The 12,832-nt window shown below is 65.7% G+C and carries 12 protein-coding genes; 5 read left to right on the plus strand and 7 right to left on the minus strand.

All coding sequences use genetic code 11. The features are described from left to right. The 7 genes from rpiA to ACEN2S_RS15940 form a co-directional block, all read right to left on the minus strand. Positions 1-789, minus strand: coding sequence for a ribose-5-phosphate isomerase RpiA (rpiA, locus tag ACEN2S_RS15910; RefSeq protein WP_441867655.1), 789 nt, complete (start codon positions 787-789; stop codon positions 1-3). 72 nt (positions 790-861) lie between these two features. Further along, entirely contained in the window at positions 862-1,467 is a 606-nt protein-coding gene (locus ACEN2S_RS15915; protein WP_441867711.1) for a DUF1638 domain-containing protein, read from the minus strand. 126 nt (positions 1,468-1,593) lie between these two features. Then, complete coding sequence (locus ACEN2S_RS15920; protein ID WP_441867657.1) at positions 1,594-1,752, minus strand: hypothetical protein; 159 nt, start codon at positions 1,750-1,752, stop codon at positions 1,594-1,596. A gap of 103 nt (positions 1,753-1,855) precedes the next feature. Continuing rightward, the gene (locus ACEN2S_RS15925) at positions 1,856-2,548 is read right to left on the minus strand and encodes a corrinoid protein (protein ID WP_441867659.1); all 693 of its coding nucleotides are present in this window, start codon (positions 2,546-2,548) and stop codon (positions 1,856-1,858) included. 237 nt (positions 2,549-2,785) lie between these two features. Continuing rightward, complete coding sequence (gene bmt / locus ACEN2S_RS15930; RefSeq protein ID WP_441867661.1) at positions 2,786-3,799, minus strand: betaine--homocysteine S-methyltransferase; 1,014 nt, start codon at positions 3,797-3,799, stop codon at positions 2,786-2,788. Positions 3,800-4,276: 477 nt separating this feature from the next. After that, a complete protein-coding gene (locus tag ACEN2S_RS15935; protein ID WP_441867663.1) occupies positions 4,277-6,304 on the minus strand; it encodes a phosphatidylglycerol lysyltransferase domain-containing protein in 2,028 nt (675 codons plus the stop codon). A gap of 340 nt (positions 6,305-6,644) precedes the next feature. Further along, positions 6,645-6,959 (minus strand): DUF1476 domain-containing protein, encoded by a 315-nt coding sequence (locus tag ACEN2S_RS15940; RefSeq protein ID WP_441867665.1) that lies wholly within the window; start codon positions 6,957-6,959, stop codon positions 6,645-6,647. Between the two features lie 261 nt (positions 6,960-7,220). On the opposite strand from ACEN2S_RS15940, the gene purC reads away from it, so the two are divergent. The 5 genes from purC (at position 7,221) to ACEN2S_RS15965 (ending at position 12,300) form a co-directional block, all read left to right on the plus strand. After that, positions 7,221-7,982, plus strand: coding sequence for a phosphoribosylaminoimidazolesuccinocarboxamide synthase (gene purC, locus ACEN2S_RS15945; protein WP_441867667.1), 762 nt, complete (start codon positions 7,221-7,223; stop codon positions 7,980-7,982). Positions 7,983-7,996: 14 nt separating this feature from the next. Then, complete coding sequence (gene purS / locus ACEN2S_RS15950; protein ID WP_441867669.1) at positions 7,997-8,236, plus strand: phosphoribosylformylglycinamidine synthase subunit PurS; 240 nt, start codon at positions 7,997-7,999, stop codon at positions 8,234-8,236. 107 nt (positions 8,237-8,343) lie between these two features. Then, complete coding sequence (purQ, locus tag ACEN2S_RS15955; RefSeq protein ID WP_441867671.1) at positions 8,344-9,012, plus strand: phosphoribosylformylglycinamidine synthase subunit PurQ; 669 nt, start codon at positions 8,344-8,346, stop codon at positions 9,010-9,012. A gap of 237 nt (positions 9,013-9,249) precedes the next feature. Continuing rightward, entirely contained in the window at positions 9,250-10,962 is a 1,713-nt protein-coding gene (locus ACEN2S_RS15960) for a sensor histidine kinase (RefSeq protein ID WP_441867713.1), read from the plus strand. A gap of 6 nt (positions 10,963-10,968) precedes the next feature. After that, entirely contained in the window at positions 10,969-12,300 is a 1,332-nt protein-coding gene (locus tag ACEN2S_RS15965; RefSeq protein WP_441867673.1) for a sigma-54-dependent transcriptional regulator, read from the plus strand. Positions 12,301-12,832 lie beyond the last annotated feature (532 nt).

Genomic DNA, 12,832 nt, shown 5'->3' on the forward strand with positions numbered 1-12,832 from the left:
TCAGTCGCCCAGATCCGAGAAGAGATTGTCGTTTTCCATGAAGTCGATCTTGTCGTGGCTGACCTTGCCTTCATTGATGTCGCGCAGTTCCACCCTGCCGTCGCCATGGCCGATGATCACGATGTCGGCGATGTCGATGAAGAGGCCGTTCTCGACCACGCCGGGGATCTGGTTCAGCACCAGTGCCAGCTGCCGCGGATTGCCGATGCGGTTCAGATGCAGATCGACGATGTAATTCCCCTCATCGGTGACAAAGGGTTGCGTGCCGTTCAGCCGCAGCGTCGTGTTGCGCCCCAGCACATCCATCGAGACCAGCGTCTCCTCGATCAGCGCGCGGGTGGTCTGCCAGCCAAAGGGCACCACCTCAACCGGCAGCGGAAACGCCCCGAGCTGCGCCACTTCTTTCGCGGCATCCGAGATGACGATCATCTGATCCGAGGCGGTGGCCACGATCTTTTCCTGCAAGAGCGCACCGCCGCCGCCCTTGATCAGGTTCAGGCCCGGGTCGAATTCATCGGCGCCGTCAATGGTCAGATCCAGCCATTTCGCCTCATCGAGGCCGACAACGGTGATCCCCACCTGCCGCGCCAGATCGGCGGTGCGGCTGGAGGTGGGCACGCCGGTGATCTTCAGACCCTCTTCGCGCACCAGTTCACCCAGACAGCGCACCATCCAGGCGGCGGTCGAGCCGGTCCCGAGGCCGACCCTCATGCCGTCCTCCACGAAGTCAACCGCCCGGCGGGCGGCGGCGAATTTGGCCTTGTCGATCGGGGAAAGTTCTGCGGGCATCGGGGGCTCCTTCAAACGGTCCCCGGCGTTATAGGCAAATACCCCCCCGCGCGCGAGACCAAAACCGCAGGATCAGAGCGCGGCGAGGGCAGGGGCCAGATCGCCATAGCCGGTGGAGCGGCGCGCATAGGCCAGCCCCAGCCGCGCGGCGGCGGCTTCGGCCAAAGCATCGAGGGCAGGGTCCTCGGTCTGCGCCAGATAGACCAGCTGTTCGTAATGGCCGAAATACATGTCGCGCAGCTCGGGATGCCGGTCGAGGCCCATCGGCCGCCAGACAAAGGCATCGAACTGCCGCACCAGAAAATCGGTCAGATAGAAAGAGGTGAATTCGGTCTCGGCATGCGCAGCAAAGGTCTCATTGCCTTCGAAAAACGCATAGCAATGCGGCCCGGCCACCATCTCGACCCCCAGCGCCGCACAGCGGGCCTGCAAGAGGCCGCCAGTGCCGCAATCGGCATAGACCACAAAGATCTGTGCGTAATCGGGGCGGTGTTTGCGCACCGCCGCCTCCACCGCATCGGCGATCCGTTCGGGCCAGAGATGCAGATTGGCGGGCAGGCAGGTCAGATCGAGATGCGCCCAGCCATTCGCGGCTTTCAGCGCCAGGATTTCCCGCGCCAGCGCCCCGCAGGCGATCAGCAGCACCCGGTCTTTCGGGGCCGCGGTCGCGCCGACCATCAGCGGCAATCCCGCCTCGGTCAGCGCATCTTCGGTCAGCGCAGCTTCAGTCAGCGCGCCGGGCGCGAGAGCCTCATGGCCCTGCGGCAGATCCGCGGGGCACATCTCAGCGCGCCCGCATCCGGCTCACTCCACCCGTGCCATCAGCCGCACCAGCCCGGCCCCGGCCAGCAGCCCGAGCCCCAGCAGGGGAAGCGGCAGACCGGCATGGGCGGCGAACCACAAAGTGGCACCGGCGGCCAGAATGACAGCGATGATCAGCGCGAGAAAATGGGGAAGCGGCATGTTGGTCCTCCGTCTCCCCAGTATATGGGAACAAGCCCCGATGATTCCAAGGGATTTGACGCGCGGTCAGCCCGCGCGCCGTAAATTTCAGCACGCGCGGCGCTCACATCTGATTATGACGGCGCGCGACAAAGCTCTTGGCGGTTTCCACGGCCACCGCCGCATCGCGGCAATAGGCATCGGCACCGATGGCCCGGCTGAACTCCTCGTTCAGCGGCGCGCCGCCCACCAGCACGATGTAGTCATCGCGGATGCCTTGGGCGACCATCGTGTCGATGACCACTTTCATATAGGGCATGGTGGTGGTCAGCAGGGCCGACATGCCAAGGATGTCGGGCTTTTCCGTCTCCAGCGCTTCCAGATATTTCTCGACCGAATTGTTGATGCCGAGGTCGAGCACTTCAAAGCCCGCGCCCTCCATCATCATCGCCACGAGGTTCTTGCCGATGTCATGGATGTCGCCCTTGACGGTGCCGATCACCATCTTGCCCATCCGCGGCGCGCCGGTTTCCACCAACAGCGGCTTCAGAATGGCCATGCCACCCTTCATCGCATTGGCGGCCAAAAGCACTTCCGGCACAAACAGGATCCCGTCGCGGAAATCGGCGCCAACGATGGTCATCCCCGCCACAAGCGCCTTGGTCAGCACGTCATAGGGGGTCCAGCCGCGCTCGAGCAGGATGTTCACCGCCTCTTCGATCTCTTCCTTCAGACCGTCATAGAGGTCGTCATGCATCTGCAGGACCAGTTCGTCATCGCTGAGGTCGGACAGGATGATATCGTCTTCGTCGGCCATGGCTCTCTCCCTGACGTTGTCTGTAGAATTTAATGCGATCAAAAACGCCGCGTCACTTGGCAAATTGCGACATGGCACAGAGGGGAACCGACCTGCCCGCCGCAGCCTCTCCAAAAGCTGCCCCGGGATGACACCGCAACCGGGCCCGGTGTCCGTCCAACCCCTCAGGCTTGCTTCGTTCAAAATATCCCCGCCGGAGGCTTCCCCGGCCGGGATTCCGCGCGCCGGGCCGGGGTCTTACCCCCGCCGCCGCCCGCGCCGTTCGCGCCCCGGGCCCGTGTCTTCGCCGGTGCCGTCCGTGGCCGAGGAAAACCCGCCGAGCTTTTCCGAGATCAGCTCCAGCGTCGGGCGCGGCCCGCGCGGGGTGTTTTCCAGCGCCGCCCGCATCGCCTTCAGATGTTCGGGCATGGTGCCACAGCAGCCACCGATGATCGTCGCACCCGCGTCGCGCGCCAGCACCGCATATTCCCCCATCAGTTCCGGCGTGCCGTCGTAATGGATATGCCCGTCGTGGTATTTCGGGATGCCCGCATTGCCCTTGGCGATCAGCGGCCGCTCGGTGCCCGCCGCGACAAAGCCACAAAGCGTGCGCATCAGATCACTCGCCCCCACGCCGCAATTGGCGCCAAAGGCCAAAGGCGGGTTCGGCAGCTTCTCGACCATCGCCGCCATCTGCGCCGAGGTGACGCCCATCATCGTGCGCCCCGCGGTGTCAAAGCTCATCGTGCCGCACCAGTCCATGCCCGCCAGCGCCGCCGCTTCGGCCGCGGCCTTGTATTCCTCGGGGGCCGAGATCGTCTCGACCCAGAGCACATCGGCGCCGCCCGCCTTCAGCCCCTCGGCCTGTTCATGGAACATCTCGACGGCCAGAGCATGGGTCAGACTGCCCATCGGCTCAAAAATATCCCCCGTCGGCCCGACCGAGCCCGCCACGATCACCGGACGCCCGGCGGCATCGGCGATCTCGCGGCCCAAAGCGGCGGCGACGCGGTTCAGCTCGTGCACCTGGTTCTGCGCATTGTGCAGCTTCAGGCGGCTGGCGTTGCCGCCAAAGGAATTGGTCAGGAAGATGTCCGACCCCGCATTTACCGCATTGCGGTAGAGGGCGCGGATGTTGTCCGGCTGCTCAAGGTTCCACATCTCCGGCGCATCGCCGGAAGAGAGGCCCATGTTGAACAGGTTGGTGCCGGTGGCGCCATCGGCCAGAAGCCAGTCGCGGGTGGTCAGCAGACGGGAGAGCGCATTGGTCATCGGCGGCCTTTCTCGGTGGTCGGTCCTGCGTCAGCGCCGGACCTGTCTCAGCGGTGGGTCGGTCTTGGTGGTGGGTCAGTCTTGGTGGTGCGTCGGTCTTGGTGTTGGATCTGGCACGGCGTTGGGTCTGGCGGCAAGGCCGGAGCGGTGGGTTTCCCTGATCTGCCATGCGGCGCGGGACTTGGCAAATTTTTCCTCTCCGCCAAAGGGGCTGCCCGGGCGCCGCCGCCGAGAGGGGAGGTCCCGGGGGCGGTGCCGAGATGGGGCCGCCACCGCGCGGGATCAAGCCCTGCGCGCCGGTGGTTCTGTCTCCCGGCCTATGCCGGGGACCTATCCCCGGGGGCAGCCCGACGGATGCGGACCACAGGGGGAGCGTGGGACAATCCGCAGCGAGTCCCCGGGGGGCGTCAGCACGTCAGACCGGGGCAACCGCGTGTCAGGTCGCGCCCCCCCTGCGCGTCTTTGCGCGGCGGCCTGTCAGCGGCCGGTCTGGCCGGGCAGGGGGGCGGGGCGCCGGATGGTACGCGCGATGTCGGCGGCGGCCAGCAGCAAGGTCACCGTGTTTGGCGCGGCGATGTAGCGGCGCTCCCAGCGGGGGGCGAAGCTGGCCTTGAACTGCGCGAGACCTGCGGCACCCGGTACGCCCTCGGCGCGGCGCCAGATGGCAGCGGCGGGGCCCGTGGTGCAGCTGCCGGTGGGCGGCAGCGCGGCGAGTGACAGACGTGGGCAGCCTTCGCGCCGGGCCTGGTCCACCGCCGCCAGGATCAGCGCCTGCATCGTGCCATCGGGGGCATCGGCGGCGGGGCGCATCAGGTCCAGCACCCATTCCTGCGCATTGGCGTGGAAGGTGACATAGCCGACAAGCGTGCCGTTCAGATGCGCAAAGAACACCCGCTGTCCGGCGACATAGCCCGCCTCATACCGGCCCATGGAAAAGCCCCGCTCACCGCCGCGGGCCGCGACCCAGGCAGCACTCAGCGCCGCCATCTCGGCCTGCGGCAACCGGTCCGGCGCCTCGGTCACGCTGACGCCCGCCTTTTGGGCTTTGCGCAATTTACGGCGCAGACCGGCGCGCTCGGGCGTGTCGAGGCTGAAGGTGGCAAGGTCGAGAACGGCTTCGCGGGCGACGGGGGCCACAGCCCAGCCGGCGGCACGGACCTTGCTCGCCTGACGGGTGCCGATCTTGTACAGGCAGGCCACCCGCCCGCGCGCCCGCGACTCTTGCCGCAGGGCCCCGAGGAGGCGTTGCGCCGGACCTCTGGCGCCGAACGGGTCCAGAAGACCGACCAGCGCCTGCGGTGTCTCGCCGATCATCCAGCCCGCACGCGCACCCTCAAACAGCAGCACCTGATGCTCGCCCTGGCGCAACAGGCCCAGCTCGGCGCGCGGTGCCGCCTCAACCAAAGCGGCGATTCGCGGGGTGAGCTCGGGGGCGGCGGGCACCACGAGGCGGCCCGGGGTGCTGGCGGCGGGGCGGCTGAGCGCGAGGGCCAGGCCCCCCAAAGCGGCGGGCAGCGCGAAATAGACCATCCGCCAGGCCAGCACCGCGCCGAGCAAGGGGGCCGGATCATCGCCGGGCAGCAGGCTGACCAGCGCCAGTTCAAACGGGCCGACCCCGCCGGGGGTGCCGGAGACAAAGCCGCCCCCCAGCGCCAGCAAAAAGGCCGGGAACAAGAGGCCGAAGTCCAGATGCAGCGATTGCGGCACCAGCACCCAGAGCGCCACGGCGGCGGCCACGGTGTCGAGCGCCGCCAACACCAGAATCCGCATCATCACCGGCAGGCTCGGCAGGCGCAGGACCAGTTTGCCAAAGCGCACACCGGGCGCGATCAGCGCCATGGCGCCAACGGCCAAAGCGGCGCCCAGACCGGCGGCGCCGATCATCGCGCCGCCCGGCAGCGCGCCGGGAAAGATCACCAGCGTCACGGCGGTGATCACCGCCCAGCCGGCCAGAAACGAGACCGCGACGGCGGCGGTGATGCGCGTCGCCTCCACCAGTCCGAGGCTGGGCAGCATCCGCCAGCGCACCAGCGCCCCGGTGACCAGCCCGAGGCCGAGCGTCTGGCTGATGGCAATGGCGGTGGCCCCGGCGCGGCGGGTGGCGGCTTCGGGCAACCCGGTCCCAAGCGCGCGGTGCAGCACGGCATCATATTGCCCCAGGGCCCAGAAGCTGATCGCGGTGGCGGCAAGTGCGGCCAGCCATTGGTGCAGCGACACCTGATGCAGCGTGGCCATGATGTCTTCGAGGTCGAGATGGGCAATGCGGTCGCGCAGCAGCAGCGCGAAAAGGCCGAGCACCGCGATGGCGCCGATCTGACGGATCACCGCGCGGCGCAACCCGGGCAGGCCTGCGCGCGGCGCGGGGTCCAGCGCTGCGGTGTCGAGCGGATCCGGGTCCAGCCCGTCGCGCCCGGCCAGCGCGCGGCCGATGATGCCGCGCGACCACACACGCCCCGGCCGCTCGCGGGCAATCACCCGCGCCACAAAACCCTTTTTACCCGACATCGTACAACCCCTGCACCCGGCCAGACTGTGTCCGGCCACACCCCAATCCGCGAAGGCCACCCCGCCTTCCTCTTCCTGAGTACGGCTCTTGGGTTCATGTGCCGTTAACAGCGGCAAAAAAACCTGTCTCCGCTCCCGGCGCAGAGGCTGCGCCCGGCAGATTTTCCCCGAAGGTCGAGGCGGGGACAGCGGATGGGGGGAGAGAGCAGGGGCGAGGGGAAAATTGCCCCGGCACCGGGGAGCACTGTCGGATCTGCGCCTTGCCCCGGGGGGGCGAAGGCTATCCGTGGTGCGTGAATGGCGGGCCGTGAAGCGCGGCCGCAGGGCCCGCCGGAAGCGCTCAGGCTTCGTTCATCAGTTGGGCTTTGGCGGCGGCGGCGCATTCCGCATATTTCGCGCTGAGTCGCGCGCTGTCCGTCAATGTCCCCAGATCGGCCGCCAGCTTGCGCAGCACATCGTCATGGCCAGCCTCTTCGAAATCGGCGGCGATCACCTCTTTGGCATAGGCCTCGGCCTCGGCGCCGGTCTTGCCCAGCAGGTCGGCCGCCCAGAGGCCGATGAGTTTGTTGCACCGGGCTTCGGCGCGAAATTTCATCTCGGCATCATGGGCATACTTGTTCTCAAAGGCGCGTTCGCGATCGTCGAAAGTGGTCATTTAAGGCCCCTCCAGGCTGTGTCGATGCCCTATCATATGTCTGCGGCCCCCCCATGGTGCAAGACCGCGGTGGCGCTTGTGCGGATTTCGCGGCCGGTACCAGGCCCAAAACCGGCCAAACGGGGGTGTTTGCGCGTTGCAAGGCCGGAAAATCCGCTTTGCCTTGCGGCAAGCCGCGCCTTGCCCTATAGCGGCGAAAAGGGCGCATAGCCCAGTCACGCGGCCCCGCAGAGGGGGACGCGGCAGCGATACGGAGCACCCATGGCACCTCGGCGCAAGAAGATCTACGAAGGCAAAGCAAAAATCCTGTATGAAGGCCCGGAGCCGGGAACCCTTGTGCAGTATTTCAAGGACGATGCGACCGCCTTCAACGCCCAGAAAAAGGACGTGATCGAGGGCAAGGGCGTGCTGAACAACCGCCTGTCCGAGTTCTTCATGACCGGGTTGAACAACATCGGCGTGCCGACGCATTTCATCCGCCGCATCAACATGCGCGAGCAGCTGATCCGTCAGGTCGAGATTGTGCCGCTGGAAGTCATCGTGCGGAACTTTGCAGCGGGCTCGATGTCGAAACGTCTGGGCATGGAAGAGGGCACCGCCCTGCCGCGCCCGATCGTCGAATACAGCTATAAAAACGACGCTTTGGGCGATCCGCTGGTGCCGGAAGAATATATCGTCGCCTTTGGCTGGGCCAACCAGCAGGATCTCGATGACATCGTGGCGCTGGCGCTGCGGGTCAATGATTTCCTCGCGGGCGTGTTCTACGGCGTCGGCATCAAGCTGATCGACTTCAAGATCGAGATCGGCCGCGTCTGGGAAGGCGATTACATGCGCCTGATCGTGGCGGATGAAATCTCGCCCGACAGCTGCCGCCTGTGGGATGTGAAGACCGGACAAAAGCTGGACAAGGACGTGTTCCGCCGCGATCTCGGCTCGCTGACCGATGCCTATACCGAAGTGGCGCGCCGTCTGGGCGTGCTGCCCGCCAATGCCACCAACATCAAGCCGACGCTGATCAACTGAAAGGCCCCGAAGCAATGAAAGCACGTGTTCATGTCATGCTGAAGGATGGCGTTCTGGACCCGCAGGGCGAGGCCGTGCGCCACGCGCTGGGAACTTTGGGTTTCGCCGGGGTCGAGGGTGTCCGTCAGGGCAAGGTGATCGAGTTGGATCTGGCCGCGACCGACAAGGCAGCGGCCGAGACCGAGGTGAAGGCGATGTGCGAGAAACTCCTCGCCAACACCGTCATCGAAAAATACACGATCGAGATCGCCTGAGCGATCCTCTGAGCAAATGGCGGGGCCCGGGGTTTGCCGGGCTCCGCTTTTGTCGGATCTGCTGCGGATCCGCCTGTTTTCAGCCTTCAGAACCAGAGGTTTCGCCGATGAAAGCCGCCGTCATCACTTTCCCCGGGTCCAACTGCGACCGTGATCTTGCCCTGGGCTTTGAGAAGGCGGGGGCCGAGGTCATCCGCGTCTGGCACAAGGACACCGAGCTGCCCGCAGGCATCGACATTGTCGGCGTGCCGGGCGGCTTTTCCTATGGCGACTATCTGCGCTGCGGCGCGATTGCGGCGCAATCGCCGGTGGGCCGTGCCATTGCCGATTTCGCCGGCAAGGGCGGCTATGTCATCGGCATCTGCAACGGCTTTCAGATCCTGACCGAAATGGGCCTGCTGCCGGGCGCGCTGATGCGCAATGCCGGGCTGAAATACATCTGCAAGCCGGTGACACTCCGCGTCGCCACCGCCGACAGCGCCTTTACCGCAGGCTATGCCAAGGGCGATGAAGTGACCTTCCCGATCGCGCATCACGATGGCAATTATACCATTGATGCCGAGGGTTTGGCGGCACTTGAGGCCGAAGACCGCGTGGCCTTCCGCTATGCGCAAAACCCCAATGGCTCGATGGCCGACATCGCCGGGGTGCTCTCGGGCAACCGCCGGGTGCTCGGTATGATGCCGCATCCTGAGCGGGCGATGGAAAACGCGCTGGGCGGCACCGACGGATCGGCGCTCTTCCGCGCGTTGACCGGGATGATGGCGCAAGCGTGATCACACGCGCTTGAGACAGGGCGCGCGCGGGGCTAGACTGCGCGCATGAGCGACACCGCAGAACCCACAAAGGCTGACCGGCCGGACCCCGAGGTCCCGCAGCCGGAGGCCGCCGCCGCCACGCCCGCCGCAGAGCCGCGCCGCCATGCCGTGCGCGGCTTCCGTCGCAATGATGGGGGCGGGCCGCAGCCTTCCGCTGACGAAACCGGTGCACGGCAGCGTCCCTGGATTACCCGGATGGCTGTCGGCGCGATTCTGATGATCGCGGTCGGGGTGATCTGGGCCACCAATTCCTGGCTGAGCGACCGGTTCACCGAGACCACGCGGGTGCGGGCCGAGCTGCGGCTGGCGCTCTATTCCGGCAATATCCTGTCCGAGCTGCAACGCACGGCGGTGGTGCCGCTCTTGCTTGCGCGCGATCCGGCGCTGCTCAGCTCGCTGAATTCAAACGATTATTCCATCACCTCGCAGCGGTTGATCTCGGCCAAGAAAGAGATTGCGGCGGCCTCGATCCGGCTTTTGGATGCTTCCGGGCGGACGGTGGCCGCGACGGACCGGCAGCTGCTCGGGGCCTCCTATCCGCAGGCGCCGTTTTACGTCGATGCCCTGCGCTCACGCGAGACGGTCTTTTCGGTGTCGGAGCGCCCGACGGGGGGGACGGAGTTCATCTATTCCCGCGCGATGACCGTGGATGGCCGTCTGGCCGGGGTGATCGTGGTCGAGGCGGAGCTGTCGAAGTTTGAGCGCAGCTGGGCGGGCATTTCCGATGCGGTGGCAGTGGTCGACAGTTCTGGTCAGATCATCTTGGCGACCGAGCCGAAATGGCGCGGCCTGACGATGGAGCAGGCGCTGACCGCGCGCTCGGCGCCCTCGGCGATCCTGCGCGCCTTTCAGGTGACGGCCGATTGGGCGAATGAGCCGCCAGACGCCTATCTGAAAGGGGCCGCGGTGATGCGGACCGAGACGCGGCTGCCGTTCCGCGGCTGGCGGATGATCGCCTTCACCACCTATGATTCGATCCGCGAGCGGGTGAATGCGGTGTTGGCGCTGGAGATCATGGGCTTTGCCATCCTGCTGGCGGTGGCCTTTTACCTGCTGTCGCGGCGCGCACGGGTGCAATCGGCCGCCTACTTGCGCGAATCGGTGGAACTCCGGGCGCTGAACGCGCGTTTGAGCCGCGAGATCGCGGAACGCGAGCGGGTGCAAAAGGATCTGGCCGTGGCCGAACAGACGCTGGCGCAATCATCGAAACTGGCGGCATTGGGCGAAATGTCGGCGGCGGTCAGCCATGAGCTGAACCAGCCTCTGGCCGCGATGAAGACCTATCTCGCCGGGGCGCGGCTTTTGCTGCAACGCTCGCGCGGGGATGAGGCTTTGGCGTCTTTTCAACGCATTGACGATCTGATCGAGCGGATGGGCGCGATCACCCGGCAGCTGAAATCCTATGCCCGCAAGGGCGGCGAGGCGTTCGAGCCGGTGGATCTGCGCGCGGCCATCTCAAGTGCCTTGTCGATGATGGAGCCGCAGTTGCGCGCCCGCACGGTCAAGATCACCCGCACCCTGCCGCGCGGCCGGGTCTGGGTGATGGCCGACCGCATCCGTCTCGAACAGGTGATCATCAACCTGTTGCGCAACGCGCTCGATGCGACCAAGACCACGGGCGAGCCGCAGATCGACATTCTGCTGACCGCCGGGGAGAGCGCGGTGATGCGGGTGCGCGACAACGGGCCGGGTCTGACCGATCTGGAAAAATTGTTTGAGCCGTTCTGGACCACGAAAAAGCCCGGTGAGGGCACGGGGCTGGGGCTCGCGATCTCTTCGGGGATCGTCAAGGATTTCGGCGGGCGCCTGACGGCGCATAATGCCGAGGATGGCGGCGCTGTCTTCGAAGTGCAGCTGCCGCTTTTGGCCGAAAAAACAAAGGGCGAAACGCCCAGAGCAGCGGAGTAACTGCACATGGCACGGATGATGAAGGTCGCGATCGTCGATGACGAAGAGGATATGCGCCAATCGATCAGCCAATGGCTGGCCCTCTCGGGGTTTGACACCGAAACCTATGCCTGCGCCGAAGATGCGCTGAAGGTGATCGGCGTGGATTGGCCGGGGGTGGTCATTTCGGACATCCGGATGCCGGGGATGGATGGCATGGCCTTTCTCAAACGGCTGATGGGCATCGACAGCGGCCTGCCGGTGATCATGATCACCGGGCATGGCGATGTGCCGATGGCGGTGGAGGCAATGCGCCTTGGCGCGATGGATTTCATGGAAAAGCCGTTCAATCCCGACCGGATGACGGAACTGGCCAAACGCGCCACCCAATCGCGCCGCATGACGCTGGACAACCGCGCTTTGCGCCGGGATCTGGCCGAGGGCGCGCAGGTGATGGGCAAGTTGATCGGCACCTCGCCCGCGATGGAGCGGCTGCGTGAGGACATTCTCGATCTGGGGCAGGCGGATGGCCATGTGCTGATCGACGGTGAAACCGGCACCGGCAAGACGCTGGTGGCCCACGCGCTCCATGCGGTGGGGCCGCGCGCGGGCAAGAAATTCGTGGTGGTCTCCTGTGCCGCCTATTCCGAGGATGTGCTGGCGACCAAGCTCTTTGGCCCGGTGGATGAGGGCACCGGTCTGCCCTTGGTGGAAGAGGCGCGCGGTGGCACGCTTTGCCTTGAGGATGTCGAGGCGCTGAGCCAGGGGCTGCAGGCGCGGCTTTTGACCTTTATCAACGATCAGGGCACCCCGGCGGAAACCCGCGTCATCGCCATCTGCAACACGCATGGCGAGGGACGTACGGTCGAGGACGCGCTGCGGCCCGATCTCTATTACCGTCTGGCGGCGTTGAAAATTCTGCTGCCGCCGCTGCGCACGCGGGGCGAGGATATTCTGACGCTCTTCACCCGGATGTCCGAGCAATTCTCGGATGAATATGGCTGCGAAGCGCCGGAGGTGACTGCGCAAGAGGCGGCGCAGCTGTTGCAGGCGCCCTGGCCGGGCAATGTGCGCCAACTTATCAACGTGGCCGAGCGGGCAGTGCTGCAAAACCGGCGCGGCACCGGCTCGATCGCCAGCCTGCTCATGGCCGAGAATGAAGAAGCGGGTCCGGCGATCAGCACCGAGGGTAAGCCCTTGAAAGAATACGTTGAAAGCTTTGAGAAAATGCTGATCGACAACACGATGCGGCGCCACAAAGGCTCGATCACCGCGGTGATGGATGAGCTTTGTCTGCCGCGCCGGACGCTGAACGAGAAGATGGCCAAATACGGTCTGAGCCGCAGCGAATACATCTGACCGCGCGCGCCCTCTGACACGGCAGGGCGGCAGGTCACCCGGCGATGGCGGCGGGCGGGGAAACCTGGCCGCAACGCGCCGCGGCGGTCACAACTGCGGCAAAGGGGGGCTTTGGCCCTCCTTTTTCGTCTGCGGCGTCCTAAATGCGCAAGCAGGCTTTAATGAAAAACCGATTGTGTTTGTGGCGGCTTCGCCGTTAAAGTCAACTTGTGCCGCTCTGACCCGGGGAACCTTTCGTGGTTTTTGGTCATCGGCCCTTCAGTTTCGCTGATCCATCGGCAGATGCGCGCCTTTGCGCGCCGTTCGCCGCCAGGATCTACCGATTGGTCGCAAGACCGCAATTTTGCCCGCAACGCCCTGACAAAGCAGCGGGTTTTCAAATGGGTGATCTGGCCGATGCCAGACGCCAAAGGATAGAACCGCGATGAAACGCGCAGCATATGGGCAGGTGATGACGGGCGGGCCAATGGCCGCCGCCACGCTGCCTGCGGGCGCGCCCCTCCTCGCCTCAACAGATCAACATGCCCCATTG

The sequence above is a fragment of the Phaeovulum sp. W22_SRMD_FR3 genome (assembly GCF_052113705.1).
In the GTDB taxonomy this organism is placed as follows: domain Bacteria; phylum Pseudomonadota; class Alphaproteobacteria; order Rhodobacterales; family Rhodobacteraceae; genus JBGQOG01.

Excerpts from the sequence above, each read along its gene's own strand:
- ACEN2S_RS15940 (WP_441867665.1), bottom strand. The coding sequence starts at position 6,959 with ATGACCACTTTCGACGATCGCGAACGCGCCTTTGAGAACAAGTATGCC.
- ACEN2S_RS15965 (WP_441867673.1), top strand. The coding sequence starts at position 10,969 with ATGGCACGGATGATGAAGGTCGCGATCGTCGATGACGAAGAGGATATG.
- bmt (WP_441867661.1), bottom strand. The coding sequence starts at position 3,799 with ATGACCAATGCGCTCTCCCGTCTGCTGACCACCCGCGACTGGCTTCTG.
- ACEN2S_RS15920 (WP_441867657.1), bottom strand. The coding sequence starts at position 1,752 with ATGCCGCTTCCCCATTTTCTCGCGCTGATCATCGCTGTCATTCTGGCC.
- ACEN2S_RS15935 (WP_441867663.1), bottom strand. The coding sequence starts at position 6,304 with ATGTCGGGTAAAAAGGGTTTTGTGGCGCGGGTGATTGCCCGCGAGCGG.
- purS (WP_441867669.1), top strand. The coding sequence starts at position 7,997 with ATGAAAGCACGTGTTCATGTCATGCTGAAGGATGGCGTTCTGGACCCG.
- rpiA (WP_441867655.1), bottom strand. The coding sequence starts at position 789 with ATGCCCGCAGAACTTTCCCCGATCGACAAGGCCAAATTCGCCGCCGCC.
- purC (WP_441867667.1), top strand. The coding sequence starts at position 7,221 with ATGGCACCTCGGCGCAAGAAGATCTACGAAGGCAAAGCAAAAATCCTG.
- purQ (WP_441867671.1), top strand. The coding sequence starts at position 8,344 with ATGAAAGCCGCCGTCATCACTTTCCCCGGGTCCAACTGCGACCGTGAT.
- ACEN2S_RS15915 (WP_441867711.1), bottom strand. The coding sequence starts at position 1,467 with ATGGTCGGCGCGACCGCGGCCCCGAAAGACCGGGTGCTGCTGATCGCC.
- ACEN2S_RS15925 (WP_441867659.1), bottom strand. The coding sequence starts at position 2,548 with ATGGCCGACGAAGACGATATCATCCTGTCCGACCTCAGCGATGACGAA.
- ACEN2S_RS15960 (WP_441867713.1), top strand. The coding sequence starts at position 9,250 with ATGGCTGTCGGCGCGATTCTGATGATCGCGGTCGGGGTGATCTGGGCC.